General features: G+C 59.3%; 11 protein-coding genes and 1 tRNA gene. 5 read left to right on the forward strand and 7 right to left on the reverse strand.

Annotation, left to right across the window (positions count from 1 at the left end; all coding sequences use genetic code 11):
* Positions 1-577: 577 nt before the first annotated feature.
* Positions 578-653, reverse strand: a tRNA-Asn gene (locus tag AB5Y91_RS03580).
* Between the two features lie 132 nt (positions 654-785).
* Here AB5Y91_RS03580 and uvrB point away from each other — a divergent pair.
* The 3 genes from uvrB (at position 786) to AB5Y91_RS03595 (ending at position 3,780) form a co-directional block, all read left to right on the forward strand.
* Positions 786-2,798 (forward strand): excinuclease ABC subunit UvrB, encoded by a 2,013-nt coding sequence (uvrB, locus tag AB5Y91_RS03585; protein ID WP_368169098.1) that lies wholly within the window; start codon positions 786-788, stop codon positions 2,796-2,798.
* Positions 2,795-3,052 carry a YkvA family protein gene (locus AB5Y91_RS03590; protein WP_025327135.1) on the forward strand — a complete coding sequence of 86 codons (258 nt, stop codon included), beginning with the start codon at positions 2,795-2,797 and terminating at the stop codon, positions 3,050-3,052. Before uvrB ends, AB5Y91_RS03590 begins: the two co-directional genes overlap by 4 nt.
* Before the next feature lie 80 nt (positions 3,053-3,132).
* Positions 3,133-3,780, forward strand: a complete 648-nt coding sequence (locus AB5Y91_RS03595) for a DedA family protein (RefSeq protein WP_163157341.1) — start codon at positions 3,133-3,135, stop codon at positions 3,778-3,780.
* A gap of 267 nt (positions 3,781-4,047) precedes the next feature.
* Here AB5Y91_RS03595 and dsbB read toward each other — a convergent pair whose 3' ends face one another.
* Both dsbB and nhaB read right to left on the reverse strand, forming a co-directional pair.
* The gene (gene dsbB / locus AB5Y91_RS03600) at positions 4,048-4,569 is read right to left on the reverse strand and encodes a disulfide bond formation protein DsbB (protein WP_368169099.1); all 522 of its coding nucleotides are present in this window, start codon (positions 4,567-4,569) and stop codon (positions 4,048-4,050) included.
* A gap of 86 nt (positions 4,570-4,655) precedes the next feature.
* Entirely contained in the window at positions 4,656-6,230 is a 1,575-nt protein-coding gene (gene nhaB / locus AB5Y91_RS03605; RefSeq protein WP_163157345.1) for a sodium/proton antiporter NhaB, read from the reverse strand.
* A 333-nt stretch (positions 6,231-6,563) separates the two neighbouring features.
* On the opposite strand from nhaB, the gene fadR reads away from it, so the two are divergent.
* Complete coding sequence (fadR, locus tag AB5Y91_RS03610; protein ID WP_106886656.1) at positions 6,564-7,277, forward strand: fatty acid metabolism transcriptional regulator FadR; 714 nt, start codon at positions 6,564-6,566, stop codon at positions 7,275-7,277.
* Between the two features lie 62 nt (positions 7,278-7,339).
* Here the strand turns inward: fadR and AB5Y91_RS03615 are convergent, their stop codons facing one another.
* From AB5Y91_RS03615 to AB5Y91_RS03630, 4 genes are all read right to left on the reverse strand, one after another.
* The gene (locus tag AB5Y91_RS03615; protein ID WP_106886657.1) at positions 7,340-8,860 is read right to left on the reverse strand and encodes a SpoVR family protein; all 1,521 of its coding nucleotides are present in this window, start codon (positions 8,858-8,860) and stop codon (positions 7,340-7,342) included.
* Between the two features lie 10 nt (positions 8,861-8,870).
* Positions 8,871-10,142, reverse strand: coding sequence for a YeaH/YhbH family protein (locus tag AB5Y91_RS03620; protein WP_106886658.1), 1,272 nt, complete (start codon positions 10,140-10,142; stop codon positions 8,871-8,873).
* Between the two features lie 24 nt (positions 10,143-10,166).
* Positions 10,167-12,089, reverse strand: a complete 1,923-nt coding sequence (locus AB5Y91_RS03625) for a PrkA family serine protein kinase (RefSeq protein WP_005327853.1) — start codon at positions 12,087-12,089, stop codon at positions 10,167-10,169.
* A 562-nt stretch (positions 12,090-12,651) separates the two neighbouring features.
* Positions 12,652-14,574, reverse strand: a complete 1,923-nt coding sequence (locus AB5Y91_RS03630) for an ATP-dependent DNA helicase RecQ (RefSeq protein ID WP_368169100.1) — start codon at positions 14,572-14,574, stop codon at positions 12,652-12,654.
* Positions 14,575-14,911: 337 nt separating this feature from the next.
* On the opposite strand from AB5Y91_RS03630, the gene sstT reads away from it, so the two are divergent.
* A complete protein-coding gene (gene sstT / locus AB5Y91_RS03635) occupies positions 14,912-16,162 on the forward strand; it encodes a serine/threonine transporter SstT (RefSeq protein WP_368169101.1) in 1,251 nt (416 codons plus the stop codon).
* Positions 16,163-16,912: the final 750 nt, after the last annotated feature.

Raw genomic sequence — 16,912 nt, forward strand, 5'->3', positions numbered from 1 at the left:
CGGGGGAAGGCGTGACAGCCCTGTGGACAATTTATTACCTGCTGCGCAGGGGACGATTGAGCATGGTTTTCAGCATTTTTGACTGGAGGTGGTCGAGGGATGCAAAGGAACCCTTTTTGCCGTCAGGGGGAGGCTGACCCATGGCACGGGGCATGGCGAAAAAAAAGCGGGAGAAAGAGGATGTCTCGCCCCCGTCCGACCCATTTAGGGGGGAGGGCAAAAACAGGAGAAAATGGGGGGCGAGATGTGTCGCCTCGCCAAAGCGGAGACAATCGCTGCCAACCTAGGCCTGCATTGGGTTTGGCACACTTACCCACAGAAACTGTGGATAACCCTGTTCATGAAACTTGGTGATCAGCCTGCAAGCCGCGCCAATACTGGGGTGCAAGCGCTGTTCAAAAAATACCGGCAAAAAAATGTTTCTATAAAAATCAAATAGTTATACGCAGCAGAACAAAACGCTGCTGGCCAGGAACCGGGGATCAAATGGGGAGTGCGCCGCGAGGGACGGCTTGTGCATTAAAATTGGCAGAGGAAAGCACTAAAGTGGATAACTTGCACCGAGATGGTGAGGAATTGGCTCCCCCGACTGGACTTGAACCAGTGACATACGGATTAACAGTCCGCCGTTCTACCGACTGAACTACGGGGGAACATCAGGCAAGGAGGAGCATCATACAGAGGTCGCATTTCGGGGTCAATAGCCGTCAGGGGCCGAGAGCGGATACCCAGGTCCGTCAACTCGGGGTACACTGCTCTCTTGCCGTTTTTTGTCGGGAGTCGTCATGAATAAGCCTTTCAAGCTGGCCAGCCAGTTTCAACCCGCGGGGGATCAGCCTGCGGCCATCGCCCGCCTGCTCGATGGCATAGAGTCCGGCCTCGCTCATCAGACCCTGCTCGGGGTGACAGGGTCGGGCAAGACCTTCACCATGGCCAACGTCATCGCCACCCTGAACCGCCCGACCATGATACTGGCTCCCAACAAGACCCTGGCCGCCCAGCTCTATGGGGAGATGAAGGAGTTCTTCCCCGAGAACTCGGTGGAGTACTTCGTCTCTTATTACGACTATTACCAGCCGGAAGCCTATGTGCCGACCACGGACACCTTCATAGAGAAGGATGCCTCCATCAACGATCACATCGAGCAGATGCGATTGTCGGCCACCAAGGCGCTGTTGGAGCGGCGTGACGTGGTGATCGTCGCCTCGGTATCGGCCATCTATGGTCTGGGGGACCCCCAGGCCTACCTCAGCATGATGCTGCATCTCAAGGTGGGGGATGTGATCAACCAGCGGGACATACTGCGCCGCCTCGCCGAGCTGCAATATACCCGCAACGACGTGGCGTTTAGCCGCGGTTCCTTCCGGGTGCGGGGGGAGGTGATCGACATCTACCCTGCCGAATCGGACAAGCTGGCCCTGCGGGTGGAGCTGTTTGACGAGGAGGTGGAGCGCCTCTCCCAGTTCGATCCCCTGACCGGGGCCATCGAGCAGACTGTGGTGCGCTACACCATCTACCCCAAGACCCACTACGCCACGCCGCGGGAGACCATACTGGGCGCCATCGATCACATCAAGGAAGAGCTCAAGGGACGCCGCGAGCAGCTGTTGTCCCTGAACAAGCTGGTGGAAGAGCAGCGCATCAGCCAGCGTACCCAGTTCGACATCGAGATGATGCAGGAGTTGGGGTACTGCTCCGGCATCGAGAACTACAGCCGCTACCTCTCGGGCCGGGCCCCCGGCGAGCCGCCGCCCACCCTGTTCGACTATCTGCCGGGGGATGGTTTGCTCATCATCGACGAGTCCCACGTCACAGTGCCGCAGATAGGCGCCATGTTCAAAGGGGACAGATCCCGCAAGGAGACCCTGGTGGAGTACGGCTTCCGGCTTCCCTCGGCGCTCGACAACAGGCCGCTGAAGTTTGACGAGTTCGAGGCCCTGATGCCCCAGACTGTGTTCGTCTCGGCGACCCCTGGCCCCTACGAGCTGGAGAAGTCCGGCGGCGATGTTGTGCAGCAGGTGGTGCGCCCCACCGGCCTGCTCGATCCTGTCATCGAGGTGCGTCCCGTCACCACCCAGGTGGACGACTTGCTATCCGAGATCCGGTTGCGGGTGGCGGTGGAGGAGCGGGTGCTGGTCACCACCCTCACCAAGCGGATGGCGGAGGATTTGACCGAATATCTGGCGGATCACGACGTGCGGGTGCGCTACCTGCATTCGGACATAGATACCGTGGAGCGGGTGGAGATCATCCGCGATCTGCGCCTCGGCAAGTTCGACGTGCTGGTGGGCATCAACCTGCTGCGGGAAGGGCTCGACATGCCGGAGGTGTCGCTGGTGGCCATACTGGATGCGGACAAGGAGGGCTTCCTGCGCTCCACCCGCTCCCTCATCCAGACCATAGGCCGCGCCGCCCGCAACCTCAACGGCAAGGTCATTCTCTACGGCGACACCATCACCAACTCCATGAAGGTGGCCATCGAGGAGACCGAGCGGCGCCGAGCCCTGCAGCACGCCCACAACCTGGAGCACGGCATCACGCCAACAGGCCTCAACAAGTCGGTGGGGGATGTGATGGACATGGGGGGCAGCCGCACCGCCGGCAAACCGGGTAGGGGCGGTCGCAAGGCGGCCGAGCCGCAAGGGGAGTACCATGCCCGCTCCGCCAGCGAGATCGCCAAGGAGATCAAGCGGATGGAGGAGCAGATGTTCCAGCATGCCCGGGATCTGGAGTTCGAGCAGGCCGCCGCCATGCGGGATCAGATCCAGCGGCTGCGCGGCGAGTTGATCGAGTCATGAGCGGCAAGCGCTGGCTGATCTGGCGGCGCCTGCGCCGCCTCTATGCTGGTTTTCGCCACCCGGACACCCCCTGGTGGGCCAAGGGGCTGGTGATCCTCATCCTCGTCTATGGCATCAGTCCGGTGGATCTCATCCCGGATCTGGTGCCCTTCGTTGGCTGGCTCGACGACGTCAGCCTGCTGCTGTTGCTGCTCTGGGGGTGGGAGTCCTGCCTGCCCGCAACGGTCAGGAAGGGGCTGGATACCCTGGAATGAGGGGAGAGGCGATGCCGCAGATTGTCGGGCGCAAGGCATTGGCGTAGACTCCACGCCGTTCACTTCATGGGTATGAGAAAATGGATCTGATCCTGTTTGCAATCGACTTTATTCTGCACGTTGACGTGCACCTGAAAGAGCTGTTCGAGCACTATGGCATCTGGGTTTATGCCATCCTGTTCCTCATCATCTTCTGTGAGACCGGCCTGGTGGTGACCCCCTTCCTGCCCGGCGACTCCCTGCTGTTTGCCGCAGGCGCCCTCACAGTGGGCAGCGTGCTGGACGTGCACACCCTTGCGGGGGTGCTGATCATCGCCGCCGTGCTCGGCAACGTGGTGAACTACACCATAGGCCACTTCTTCGGGGATCAGCTGTTTCGCAATCCCGATTCGAAGATCTTCCGCCGCGACTATCTGGTCAAGACCCACGCCTTCTATGCCAAGCATGGGGGCAAGACCATCATCATCACCCGTTTCCTGCCCATAGTGCGCACCTTTGCCCCCTTCGTGGCCGGCATGGGAGCCATGACCTACCCGCGCTTCCTGGCGTTCAACCTGATTGGCGGCTTGCTGTGGGTGTTGTCGTTTGTCTACGCGGGCCACTTCTTCGGCAACCTGCCGGTGGTGCGTCACAATTTCACTCTGCTCATCTTCGGCATCATCGGCATCTCGCTGCTGCCCATGGTCGTCGGCATGGTGAAGGCCAGGATGAACACCGCCAAGGCTTAGAAAGGCCAGACAAAATGCGAAAGTGGGAACCATCATGGCTCCCCCTTGTTGTTTCCACGCGGGTGTGATGGCCAGTGGCTGCAACGACCCTTGACCAGGTTGCCGATGGCGACCACAGCAAACACCAGCAGGTAGGCGGCGAAGATGGCCACCAGCCAGATGACAGGGGCATGGAGAAACGGGATCGGCTTGGGTAACTGACACCGCTGATTGAAAAGGGAGCCAATAGCTCCCTTTTTATATGCGTCATATATGGCGGCGTCAGCTTCAGTTGCAGCAGCGACCCTTGACCAGGTTGCCGATGGCGACCACAGCAAACACCAGCAGGTAGGCGGCGAAGATGGCCACCAGCCACTGCGGCATGGAGAAACTCAGGAACTGCCAGCTGATTTCGCTGCAATCGCCGTCCGGGAAGAAGAGCCAGGGCACCCAGTTGTCGAGGGGAGCCCAGCTTGGGAAATCGACGAAGCCTTCGCACACGTTGAAGGGGGAGGGGTTCACCTGGTAATCCACATGCTTGAGTGCCAGTTTCAGGCCCCAGAAAGCACTGTAGCCCCACAGCAGCATGGCGCTCCAGCGGAGATACCACTTCTCTGGTGCCACCATGCCGAGCAGGCCGGCAGCGAACACCCCCAGGATGGCGATCCGCTCATAGATGCACATCACGCAAGGGTGCAGACCCAGCACATGCTGGAAGAAGAGGGCGCACAGCTCGAAGCAGAGGGCGGACGCGGCCAGCAAGCCCCAGGCCAGACGGTGGCTGGCAATACGGCGAAGAAACTCGATCATCTGATTGATCTCACAGAGAAAAATAGTGGCTGAATTAGAGCAGAGCCCTACTTAAAAAGAAAGGGGCCTAATGGCCCCTGGCATCATCAGTGTGCCGCCGGTACCAGGGTCGGCACGGCGCCACCCTGCGTCAGCCAGCCAGCCTGGTAGAACCATTCGGTGGCAGGGGCGAGCAGTTGCTCCACCGCAAAGAAACCCACCAGCCCCAGCACCAGGGTGTAGGGCAGGGCCATCCACACCATGCGGCCATAGGAGAGGCGCAGCAGCGGCGCCAGCGCCGAGGTCAGCATGAACAGGAAGGCCGCCTGGCCATTGGGGGTGGCCACCGACGGCAGGTTGGTCCCGGTGTTGATGGCCACCGCCAGCAGATCGAAATGCTCGCGGCTGATGGCGCCATTGAGCAGGGCGGTCTTCACCTCGTTGATGTAGACGGTGCCGACGAAGACGTTGTCGCTCACCATGGAGAGCAAGCCGTTGGCCAGATAGAAGAGGGCGAGCTGATCCTCGGGTTTGGCGGCCAGCACCCACTGGATCACCGGCTTGAACAGCTGTTGATCGATGATCACCGCGACCACGCTGAAGAAGACGGTGAGCAGGGCGGTGAAGGGCAGCGCCTCATGGAAGGCCTTGCCGAGGGCATGCTCCTCGGTGACGCCGGTGAAGGACGTCGCGAGCACTATGACGGTCAGGCCGATCAGGCCCACCGCCGCCAGATGCAGTGCCAGACCTGTGATGAGCCAGATGGCGATGGCCGCCTGGACCAGCAGCTTGGCCTTCTCTTGCGGGCTGCGCTCGGCATCTTCGTCGCGCTCGTAGGCTTCCATGATGTGACGCACGGGCTCGGGCAACTTGGTGCCATATCCGAACCAGCGGCACTTCTCCACCAGGATGCAGGTGAGCAGACCGCAGAGGAAGACGGGAATAGTGACCGGGGCCATGCGAATGGCAAATTCACCGAAATGCCAGCCCGCCTGCTCACCAATGATGAGGTTCTGGGGCTCGCCGACCAGGGTGCAAACCCCCCCCAGGGCAGTGCCGATGGCGGCATGCATCATCAGGCTGCGCAAAAAGGCGCGGAACTCGTTCAGGTGCTGGCGAGACAGCTCGTCAATGTCCTCGTCATCCTGATGCTGACCCTCAAACTCGTCGCGTGAGGCCACCTTGTGATAGATGGCGTAGAAACCGGTGGCGACGCTGATGACCACGGCGATCACCGTCAGGGCGTCGAGGAAGGCGGACAAGAAGGCCGACACCAGGCAGAAGGCGAGGGAGAGCAGGGTCTTGGAATGGATGCGGACCAGCATCTTGGTGAAGACGTAGAGCAGCAGCTGTTTCATGAAATAGATGCCGGCCACCATGAAGACCAGCAACAGCAGCACTTCGATGTTGGCCACCAGCTCATGCTTGATCTGGTTCGCCGAGGTCATGCCGATGAGCACGGCTTCGATGGCCAGCAGGCCGCCGGGTTGCAGCGGGTAGCACTTGAGCGCCATGGCCAGGGTGAAGATGAACTCAACCACCAGCAACCAGCCAGCCAGGAAGGGATCAATGTGGAAGACGATCGGATTGATCAGCAGGAATATGACGATGGCAATTTTGTACCACCGAGGGGCATTACCCAAAAAATTCTTTGCAAAAGCGCGCCCTAGGCTGATTGGCATAATGATGGTTCTCTGTTCTGTTGTTGGTATCTGCGTCTATGCAGTCGAGCCCGACTCGACCCGAACATCCGGATATTCACCTTTATCAAATTGATTGCACATGATTTTAATCAAGGGAGCGCTAACTATAAATAACGCCGCACTGCTTGCCCAGCGGCGAGGCGTCGATATCACCATCATTTGGTGTTGCTTGGCTCCGGCCATGTTGTTGTATACATATTTTTAACAAAAAGTTCGGGTTAATGTGAGCAGAGGACTGACCTTCTGCTTGCCAGCATGACCGGCTTTGCTATTATTCGTGAGCCTTTTTACGCACTACAACAGAGTCACCACATGGTCATAAAAGCGCAAAGCCCTGCCGGGTTTGCCGAGGAATACATCATCGAGTCCATCTGGAACAATCGCTTTCCTCCAGGATCCATTCTGCCGGCGGAGCGCGAACTGTCCGAGCTGATTGGCGTGACTCGCACTACCTTGCGCGAAGTGCTGCAGCGCCTTGCCCGCGATGGCTGGCTCACCATCCAGCATGGCAAACCGACCAAGGTCAACAACTTCTGGGAGACCTCGGGTCTCAACATCCTGGAGACCCTGGCACGGCTCGATCAGGACAAGGTGCCGGATCTGGTGGCTCAGCTGCTGTCGGCGCGCACCAACATCTGCACCATCTTCATCCGTGGCGCCATTCGCAACAACCCGGAGCAAGCTGCCGAGATCTTGCGCGGCGCCGATGAGGTTGATAATTCCCCGGAGGCGTACGCCGAGTTCGACTATCGCCTGCACCATCAGCTTTCATTTGCTTCCGGCAACCCTATCTATGCCTTGATCCTCAATGGCTTCAAAGGGTTGTACAGCCGCGTCGGGCGTTATTACTTCTCCGACAAGCAGGCGCGCGAGACGGCGGATGCCTACTACAAGACGCTGCTGGGCTTGGCCGAGACCAAGAATCACGAGGCCGTGTTCATGACGGTACGTCAGTACGGCATAGAGTCCGGCAAGCTGTGGACTCGTCTTCGCCAGGACATGCCGAGCAACCTGTGCGATAACTGATCCTTTGCTTCCAAGAAAAAACGCGCCAAATGGCGCGTTTTTTTATGCTCCTCGCCTGCCCATCAGGTCAGGCTCTTGCGATCCGGGCAACGCCCTATGATGTCCGCGGTGAGCTCGCCGTTATCTTGCTCCAGCACCACATCGAATCCCCACAGCTGGTGCAGATGCTTGAGCACCTCATGGCGCGACTCGCCGAGGGGGATCCGGTTGTGGGGGACATAACGCAGGGTGAGGGAGCGATCCCCCTTCACCGCCACGTTGTAGACCTGAATGTTGGGCTCCAGATTGCTCAAGTTGTATTGGGCAGACAGGGTGTTGCGCACCAGCCGGTAACCCTCCTCGTTGTGGATGGCGGAGACCTTGAGGTAGTTCTTCAGATCGTCGTCATCGATGGCAAACAGCTTCATGTCGCGCATCACCTTGGGGCTGAGGAACTGGCTGATGAAGCTCTCGTCCTTGAAGTTCTGCATGGCGAAGTGCAGGGTATCGACCCAGTTGGTGCCGGCGTAATCGGGGAACCAGTATCTGTCCTCCTCTGTGGGGTGCTCGCAGATGCGGCGCAGGTCGGTGAACATGGCAAAACCGAGGGCATAGGGGTTGATGCCCGAGTAGTAGCGGCTGTTGTAGGGGGGCTGGTACACCACGTTGGTGTGGCTGTGCAGCACCTCTATCATGAAGCGATCGCTGATCTTCCCCTCGTCATACAGGTGATTGAGGATGGTGTAGTGCCAGAAGGTTGCCCAGCCTTCGTTCATCACCTGGGTCTGTTTCTGCGGATAGAAGTACTGGCTGATCTTGCGCACTATGCGCACCACCTCCCGCTGCCAAGGCTCCAGCAATGGGGCGTTCTTCTCGATGAAGTAGAGGATGTTCTCCTGCGGCTCGGGCGGATAGCGCCTGTCCTCGATACCGGCTGCCTTATGCTGCTTGGGCAGGGTGCGCCACAGCTCGTTGACCTGGGTCTGCAGGTAATCTTCCCGCGCCTTCTGGCGCCGCTTCTCCTCCGCCAGGGAGATCTTCTGGGGCCGCTTGTAGCGATCCACCCCGTAGTTCATCAGGGCATGGCAGGAGTCGAGCAGCCGCTCTACGGCATCAATCCCGTGTTTCTCCTCGCATTCGGTGATGTAGTTCTTGGCAAACAGCAGGTAGTCGATGATGGAGGAGGCATCGGTCCAGGCCTTGAACAGGTAGTTGTTCTTGAAAAAGGAGTTGTGACCGTAGCAGGCGTGGGCCATCACCAGAGCCTGCATCGGCATTGTGTTCTCTTCCATCAGGTAGGCGATGCAGGGATCCGAGTTGATAACGATCTCATAGGCCAAGCCCATCTGGCCGCGCTTGTAGTTGCGTTCGGTATGGATAAAGCGCTTGCCGAATGACCAGTGCTGGTAGCCGATGGGCATACCCACGCTGGAGTAGGCATCCATCATCTGCTCGGCGGTGATCACCTCGATCTGGTTGGGATAGGTATCCAGCCGATAAAACTTGGCAACCCGGGCTATCTCCTGGTGATAGGTCTCCAGCAGATCGAAGTTCCAGTCAGGCCCATCGTCCAGCGGCGCTATTTTTCTCGCGGTTTCTACCATATGTGATCCCTCAAGCCGCTTGCTTCTTGAACAACTCCCGGAACACCGGATAGATGTCCTCTACCTTGCGAATGTGCTCCATCGCGAAGTGGGGGTAGTGGTCGGCCACCGACTCGTATTCGTGCCACAGGGTCTGGTGAGCGCGGGTGGTGATCTCGATGTAGGAGTAGTAGCGCACCCGCGGCATGATGTCGCGCATCAGTATCTCCCGGCACTGAGGCGAGTCATCCGCCCAGTTGTCCCCATCGGACGCCTGCGCCGCATAGATGTTCCACTGGTTGGCAGGGTAACGCTCGTTGATGATGTCGTTCATCATCTTGAGGGCGCTGGAGACTATGGTGCCGCCGGTCTCCTGGGAGTAGAAGAACTCGTGTTCGTCCACTTCCTTGGCCTGGGTGTGGTGGCGAATGTAAACCACCTCGACGTTCTTGTAGGTCCGGCTCAGGAACAAATAGAGCAGGATGTAGAAACGCTTGGCCATCTCCTTGGTGGCTTGATCCATGGAGCCGGAGACATCCATCAGGCAGAACATCACCGCCTGACTGGAGGGCACAGGCCGTTTGACGAAGTTATTGAACTTGAGATCGAAGGTGTCGATGAAGGGCACCGCCTCGATCCGTCGTTTCAGCTCCCTGATCTCTTTTTCGAGCTGTGCCATCTCGGCAAAATGTTCGTTGGGATCGAGAGCCAGCAGGGCCAGCCGCTCCTCCAGCTCACGCACCTGGCGCTTCTTGCCCGCCTGCAGCGCCATGCGACGCGCCAGCGAGTTTTGCAGCGAGCGCACCACGTTGATGTTGGCAGGCACTCCGTTGGAGGTGTAGCCCGCTCGGTAGGTTTTCATCTCCATCAGCTGGTTGAGCTGGGTCTTCTGCAGCCGTGGCAGCTCCAGATCCTCAAACAGCAGGTCCAAGTATTCATCCTTGGAGATCTGGAACACGAAGTCGTCTGCTCCCTCTCCCTGATCAGAAGCCTGTCCTTCGCCCCCGCCCTGACCGCTGCCCCCTCCCTTGGGTCTGTCAATCTTGTCACCGGAGACGAACTGATCGTTGCCCGGGTGCACCATCTCCCGTTTGCCGCCTTGGCCTTGATGGAAATGGGGCTCACCGATGTCCTTGGTCGGGATGCTGATGCTCTCGCCCTTGTCTACGTCCTGAATGCTGCGCTTGGAGACAGCATCCGAGACCGCTTGTTTGATCTGCTTCTTGTAGCGGCGGATGAAGCGCTGCCGATTGACAGCGCTTTTGTTTTTGCCGTTGAGCCTGCGGTCGATAAAATGCGCCATAACTCCCCCTTGAACACGGCAGGGTCAGGATGACTTGCGTACCCTGAGATACCATTCGGAGAGCAGGCGTACCTGTTTGCGGGTGTAGCCCTTCTCCATCATCCGTTCGACAAAGTTATCGTGCTTCTTCTGCTCCTCGGCCGAGGTTTTGCTGTTGAAGGAGATAACCGGCAGCAGCTCTTCCGTGTTGGAGAACATCTTCTTCTCGATCACGGTGCGCAGCTTCTCGTAACTGGTCCAGTTGGGGTTACGGCCTGCATTGTTGGCCCGTGCACGCAGCACGAAGTTGACGATCTCGTTGCGAAAATCTTTCGGGTTGCTGATCCCGGCCGGTTTTTCAATCTTTTCCAGCTCGCTGTTGAGCGATGCCCGATCAAACAGCTGGCCGGTTTCGGGGTCACGGTACTCCTGATCCTGGATCCAGAAGTCGGCGTAGGTGACGTAGCGATCGAAGATGTTCTGTCCGTACTCTGAATACGACTCGAGGTAGGCGGTCTGGATCTCCTTGCCGATAAATTCCACGTAGCGCGGGGTCAGATAGCCCTTGATGAACTCAAGGTAGCGATCGTGCAGCTCCTGCGGAAACTGCTCGCGCTCTATCTGCTGCTCCAGCACATAGAAGAGGTGCACCGGGTTGGCCGCCACTTCCGCATGGTCGAAGTTGAAGACGCGGGAGAGGATCTTGAACGCAAAGCGGGTGGAGAGGCCGTTCATGCCCTCGTCGACGCCAGCGTAGTCGCGATACTCCTGATAGCTCTTGGCCTTGGGATCCGTGTCCTTGAGGCTCTCGCCGTCATAGACTCGCATCTTGGAGTAGAGGCTGGAGTTTTCCGGCTCTTTCAGCCGTGACAATACGGAGAACTGGCCCAGCAACTCCAGGGTACCCGGGGCGCACTTGGCCTCGGTCAGCTCGCTGTTGAACAACAGTTTTTCGTAGATCTTCACCTCTTCCGAGACACGCAGGCAGTAGGGCACCTTGACGATGTAAACCCGGTCTAGGAAGGCCTCGTTGTTCTTGTTGTTACGGAACTGCTGCCATTCGGATTCGTTGGAGTGGGCCAGCAGGATGCCGTCGAAGGGGAGGGCGGAGAGCCCCTCGGTGCCGTTGTAGTTTCCTTCCTGAGTCGCGGTCAGCAAGGGGTGCAACACCTTGATGGGCGCCTTGAACATCTCCACGAACTCCATCATCCCCTGGTTCGCCTTGCACAGAGCGCCTGAGTAGGAGTAGGCATCGGCATCATCCTGGGCATAGTGCTCCAGCATGCGGATGTCGACCTTGCCCACCAGGGAGGAGATGTCCTGGTTGTTGTCATCGCCGGGTTCTGTCTTCGCGATGGCGATCTGATCCAGGATGGAGGGGTTGACCTTCTCCACCTTGAACTTGGTGATGTCACCGCCAAACTCGTGCAGCCGCTTGGCCGCCCAGGGAGACATGATGGGCCTCAGGTAGCGGCGCGGTATGCCGTACTCTTTTTCCAGGATCTCGCCGTCCTCTTCGATGTCGAACAGGCAGAAGGGGTGGTCGTTGACCGGCGATCCCTTGATGCGATAGATGGGCACTTTTTGCATCAGGGACTTGAGTTTCTCGGCCAGCGAGGATTTGCCGCCGCCAACGGGACCCAGCAGGTAGAGGATCTGTTTCTTCTCTTCCAGTCCCTGGGCGGAGTGCTTGAGGTAGGAGACGATCTGCTCGATCGCCTCTTCCATGCCATAAAAGTCTTTGAAAGCGGGATAGCGTGCGACGACGCGGTTGGAAAAGAGGCGGCTGAGGCGCGGATTGACGGAGGTGTCGATCATTTCCGGTTCGCCGATGGCAACCAGCAGTCGTTCGGCGGCGGAGGCGTAGCAGGATTTGTCCTGTTTGCACATATCCAGAAACTCCTGGATGCTGTACTCCTCCTCCCTGGCCTTCTCATACCGCTGTTGATAGTGCTCGAAGATGCCCATAACTTAGCCCTCGTTATAGTCGCTTACCCTGAAAAAGAGTGGATCACTACTTTTGTTCTGTTTACCTCTTAAGCCTAGTCAACAGCCCCCAGTAATCCATCGCCGTCATTGGTTTAAGTTTGTACGGGAGCTTCCCGATCCTCATGCGGGAAGAGGCAGCCAATGACATCTCTATGTTACTGACTGTTAAATTATTTTTGCCACGACAGTGATGCAAATGTCAAAGACATAAAAAATAAATGTTTGTGTGGCAGGGGCAGAAAATGATGGCTTCCTGGTTTGTGGAATCGAAGTGCAGGCGGGGCAAGGGCGGTAGGGGAGAAGAGGTGAAACTTAATGACGCTTACGTCAACGTAACGTCTGTTGTTTGGTGTTTAAGCTCTAATTTTTACATTGACGCTACATTCCTGCTGCTCTAGATTGGCCCTGTGTCGAGCAGTCATCGCTTTAGCAAGAGAGTGGGTGATTGTGCAGATACTAAGCTCTGTTTAAGCACGTTTCCGTTGGCTTGACCCTCGCATCCGCGAGGGTCTTATTTTTTAAGCGTCCGGCAAGCTGGTGATCAAGAGTCGGCAGGATAGATCGCCGACACCGCCGCCAGCACCTCGGCGAAGGGATGGGAGGCCAACTGGCCAAAACCGGCCAGGTTTCTCGCCTTGGTCCGGGTGGTCAGGGGGGTGGCGATACCACACAGGAAGCGGGTCAGGATCCGGGGATGGCGCTGGTGACACAGGGCAATCAGCGGATCGCACCAGGCGCGCAAGCCGTGCTCGTTGGGCAAGCCCTGAGGCGGCAACGGCGGCAGCACGGCTATCTCCCCCCGGCAGACGGAGCAGTGCCCGCACTGCTCGGGCGCCTCTTCATCGGCAAAATAGCGGGCCAGCTCATGGCTCAGGCAGCGGCTCGAGGTAAAGAACCCCAGCAGGGCCTGGAGTCGGGCCAGCTCGCTCTGCTCTTTCTTTTCAAACAGTCCATGCAGCTCTTCGGCCAGTGCCGTCGGGTCGATATGCTGACGCACGACCCGATATACCTCCGTCATCTGCTTGCTTTCCAGCTCGATCCAGCCCTGCTGCTGCAGATAGTCCAGCGCCGCTGCGGCTCTTTGCCGTTCCCCCTGATACCCCTGCCACAGCGCATCGAAGTCCATGGTGCACCAGCTGCGCGCCTGGGGAGCACAGGCAAACAGCTGCTCCAGGAACTGGCGACGATCGGGGTTGAAGCGGGCCAGGATCTCCCGTTTTTCCAGCACGAACTTGAAGCGGTACTCGGCAAAGTAGCTGTAGGCCGGGGCAATGATCCCCGCCATCTCCAGATAGACCAGCAGGGTCTTGAGGGGGAGCTGGCGAATGTTGGTCTCGTTGGAGAGGCGCAGCAGGCTGAATTCCCACTCGGCACCGCTTTGTTGCAGGATCTGGAGCAAGGTCAGGATGGCCTCCCTGTCCGGGGTATCTCCATAGACGAAGTTTTCCAGCACAGGCAACTGGGCGCGGCTCGCCAGCACCATGCAGCGGGAGGGGAGGCCGTCGCGCCCGGCACGGCCTATCTCCTGGCTGTAGTTCTCGATGGATTTGGGCAGATCGTAGTGAATGACACGGCGGATATCGGCCTTGTCGATGCCCATGCCAAAGGCGATGGTGGCGACGATGCAATCGAGTCGGCCGGCCATGAAGTCGTGCTGGATCTGGCTGCGCAGGGCGGGATCCAGCCCCGCATGATAGGCGCAGGCGCGGATGCCGATGGCCTGCAACTGATCGGCACACTGCTGCGCGCTGTGTTGCAGGGTGACGTAGACGATGGTGGGGGCCGCGGGATCGCGGCGCAGCTCGTCACGCAGCCAGCCATCGCGGGCACTGCCGGCCAGCGGGATCACGGCGAGATCCAGATTGGGGCGATAGAAACCTGTCACCACCAGATCTTCGGCCTCGATGGCGAATTTGGCCTGCATGTCTGCCATGACCGCCGGGGTGGCGGTGGCGGTGAGCAGCAGTACCTGAGGAATGGCGAGATCGCGGCGATGGTCCGGCAGCTTCAGATAGTCTGGCCGAAAGTTGTGGCCCCACTCCGAGATGCAGTGCGCCTCGTCCACCACCAGCAGGGAGAGTGGCACCTGGGCGATGAAGCGGCGAAAGCGCTCGTTCTTGAGGCGCTCCACCGAGATCATCAGGATCTTGAGCTGGCCGTCGCTGGCCTGCTGCATCACCCGGCGACTCTCCTCGGGGGTCTGGCTGGAGTCCAGGGTCGCGGCGGCAATCCCCTTGCTCTGCAAGAAGGCGAGCTGATCGTGCATCAGCGCCAGCAGGGGGGAGATGACCAGGGTCAGATGGGGCAATGCCAGCGCGGGCAACTGGTAGCAGAGGGACTTGCCTGCACCGGTCGGGAAGATGGCAGCCGCACTCTTGCCGGCCAGCAGGCGGCTGATCACTGCTTCCTGGCCGGGTCGCAGCCGGTCGAAGCCGAAGTGTCGGGTCAATAAAGAGGTGATCATGGCAACAGGCTCCAGTGCAAAGTGAGCGGCATGATACCACTCTCGCCTCCACATCGGCCGATGATAGGACTGGTTTGGTGACAATTTGACCGTAGTTGATATTGTGTTATCACATTGTTGTAGATTTTTTGTGAGGTAACCCTGATATTTTTCAGTGATTATGTGGAAAAAAACGATGGCAGATGGGATATTCCTTGTCCGCAACCCCACGCGTACTGGACAGATCCAGAAGAAGGTTTGCCAACGGCACCACCGTCCACAGGCCGGTGTCAATGCGCGCGGCAGGTTGCCAACAGGACTAATGATTCACGCACCATGAGTGCACAGGGACTATTTGATGACACAACAACACCCCCTCATAAAACTGGTCAACAGCACCAGTCTGGTTAGCCAGATCCTGGTCGGTCTGGTATTCGGTATCCTCCTTGCCATGTTCATGCCCGAATGGGCCAAGGCGGCGGGTCTGCTTGGCAGCCTGTTCGTCGGTGCCCTGAAGGCGGTCGCCCCGCTGCTGGTCTTCGTGCTGGTGATGTCGGCGATCATCGGTCACAAGCAGGGTCAGAAGACCAACATGAAGCCGATCTTGCTGCTCTATGTGCTGGGGACCTTCCTGGCCGCCGTGGTGGCCGTGATGGCGAGCTTCCTGTTCCCCTCCAACCTGCACCTGGTGGCCAGCACTGCCGAGATCACCCCGCCGGGCGGCATCACCGAGGTACTGCAGACCCTGCTGTTCAACGTGGTGACCAACCCGGTGAAGGCGCTGCTGGATGCCAACTACATCGGTATCCTGGCCTGGGCCATCGGCCTTGGCATCGCCATGCGCCACGCGGGTGACAGCACCAAGGCGCTGATTTCCGATGTGTCCCACGGGGTTTCCAGCATCGTCAGAGCGGTGATCCGCTGCGCCCCGCTCGGCATCCTGGGTCTGGTGGCGTCCACCCTGGCCGAGACAGGTTTCGATGCCCTGTTTGGCTATGCCCAACTGCTGGTGGTGCTGATCGGCTGCATGCTGTTCATCGCCTTCGTGGTCAACCCGCTCATCGTGTTCTGGAAGATCAAGCGCAACCCCTATCCGCTGGTGCTGACCTGCCTGAAAGAGAGTGGCGTGACCGCCTTCTTCACCCGCAGCTCCGCCGCCAACATCCCGGTCAACATGGCGCTGGCCGAGAAGCTGCGTCTGCCGGAAGACACCTATGCGGTCTCCATTCCGCTGGGTGCCACCATCAACATGGCCGGCGCCGCCATCACCATCACTGTGCTCTCCATGGCGGCGGTGCACACCCTGGGGATGGAAGTGGATCTGGCTACCGCCATTCTGCTCTCCGTGGTCGCCACCATCAGCGCCTGTGGCGCCTCCGGCGTGGCCGGTGGCTCCCTGCTGCTGATCCCGCTGGCGTGCAGCCTGTTTGGCATCAACAACGACATCGCTATGCAGGTCGTCGCCGTGGGCTTCATCATCGGGGTGCTGCAGGATTCCGCCGAGACGGCCCTCAACAGCTCCACCGACGTGTTGTTCACCGCGGCCGCTTGCATGGCCGAGGATGAGAGCCTGCTGGAGGCGGCCCCGCTGCCCAGCCGCGAAGCCTGATCCCCTTAGCTTTTCCCTGAATGCTGGCGCCCTCTTCGGAGGGCGCTTTTTATTGCCTGCAATCTTGTGTCACCGACGCTTGCGCCTTCCTTAATCCAATCTGCCGGTTGCCGCCGTGGTGTCTCTCGTCCATGGGTGGACGCACCTGCCTGCGAGGGCGGTCGAGGCTATCCCTCTGGAAAGGAAGGGCGGCGGGGTCGATAGGCTCAGACATTGATGGGCAGCCAGCCGCCGCGTCGTTATAGCGGTAATGTCCCAAGGCTCATCAGCGGGCAGAGGGGCGCAGGAGACGCAGGATTGGCGCATCAGGGTTTTCGTTCTTTGTCGTCGCCTTGGAGCCTTGGCGAGCAACGGCATCCCGCTTCTCGGGGGCAAACCCAGGCTCCTGAGGGGGTGGCTCTGGTGGCCCCATGTTGACGCGGTAAGTACCCATCCTCCTGCACAGGCACAGGCACAGGCACAGGCACCAGGCACCAGGCAAAGGGCAAAGGGCAGAAGGGAACATGGGCGGGGGGTCACTCGGCAGCATGGGGCAGCCAGGCTGCCATCCCTTTTGCCCAAGCGCGGGGCCTGAGGACAGGGGCAGATTGTACGGGCGGCAACGCAGCGGGTGGCCGGTCGGGAAAGGTGGCTGATAGGGAAGATGGCCTTATCCAGACCTTTGCCGAACCTCGGGGTACAGCAATGAAAACAGCCCGGCACGCTGAGCCTGCCGGGCTGTGGGTCTCTGGCCAGGGTCAACCGGCGATC

The organism is Aeromonas sp. R4-3, from assembly GCF_040908275.1.
GTDB lineage: Bacteria > Pseudomonadota > Gammaproteobacteria > Enterobacterales > Aeromonadaceae > Aeromonas > Aeromonas rivipollensis.

What these genes read in the sequence shown, in the direction of transcription:
- AB5Y91_RS03615 (WP_106886657.1), bottom strand. Translation starts at nt 8,860, where the DNA reads ATGGTAGAAACCGCGAGAAAAATAGCGCCGCTGGACGATGGGCCTGAC.
- fadR (WP_106886656.1), top strand. Translation starts at nt 6,564, where the DNA reads ATGGTCATAAAAGCGCAAAGCCCTGCCGGGTTTGCCGAGGAATACATC.
- AB5Y91_RS03620 (WP_106886658.1), bottom strand. Translation starts at nt 10,142, where the DNA reads ATGGCGCATTTTATCGACCGCAGGCTCAACGGCAAAAACAAAAGCGCT.
- AB5Y91_RS03595 (WP_163157341.1), top strand. Translation starts at nt 3,133, where the DNA reads ATGGATCTGATCCTGTTTGCAATCGACTTTATTCTGCACGTTGACGTG.
- uvrB (WP_368169098.1), top strand. Translation starts at nt 786, where the DNA reads ATGAATAAGCCTTTCAAGCTGGCCAGCCAGTTTCAACCCGCGGGGGAT.
- AB5Y91_RS03590 (WP_025327135.1), top strand. Translation starts at nt 2,795, where the DNA reads ATGAGCGGCAAGCGCTGGCTGATCTGGCGGCGCCTGCGCCGCCTCTAT.
- nhaB (WP_163157345.1), bottom strand. Translation starts at nt 6,230, where the DNA reads ATGCCAATCAGCCTAGGGCGCGCTTTTGCAAAGAATTTTTTGGGTAAT.
- AB5Y91_RS03625 (WP_005327853.1), bottom strand. Translation starts at nt 12,089, where the DNA reads ATGGGCATCTTCGAGCACTATCAACAGCGGTATGAGAAGGCCAGGGAG.
- dsbB (WP_368169099.1), bottom strand. Translation starts at nt 4,569, where the DNA reads ATGATCGAGTTTCTTCGCCGTATTGCCAGCCACCGTCTGGCCTGGGGC.
- sstT (WP_368169101.1), top strand. Translation starts at nt 14,912, where the DNA reads ATGACACAACAACACCCCCTCATAAAACTGGTCAACAGCACCAGTCTG.
- AB5Y91_RS03630 (WP_368169100.1), bottom strand. Translation starts at nt 14,574, where the DNA reads ATGATCACCTCTTTATTGACCCGACACTTCGGCTTCGACCGGCTGCGA.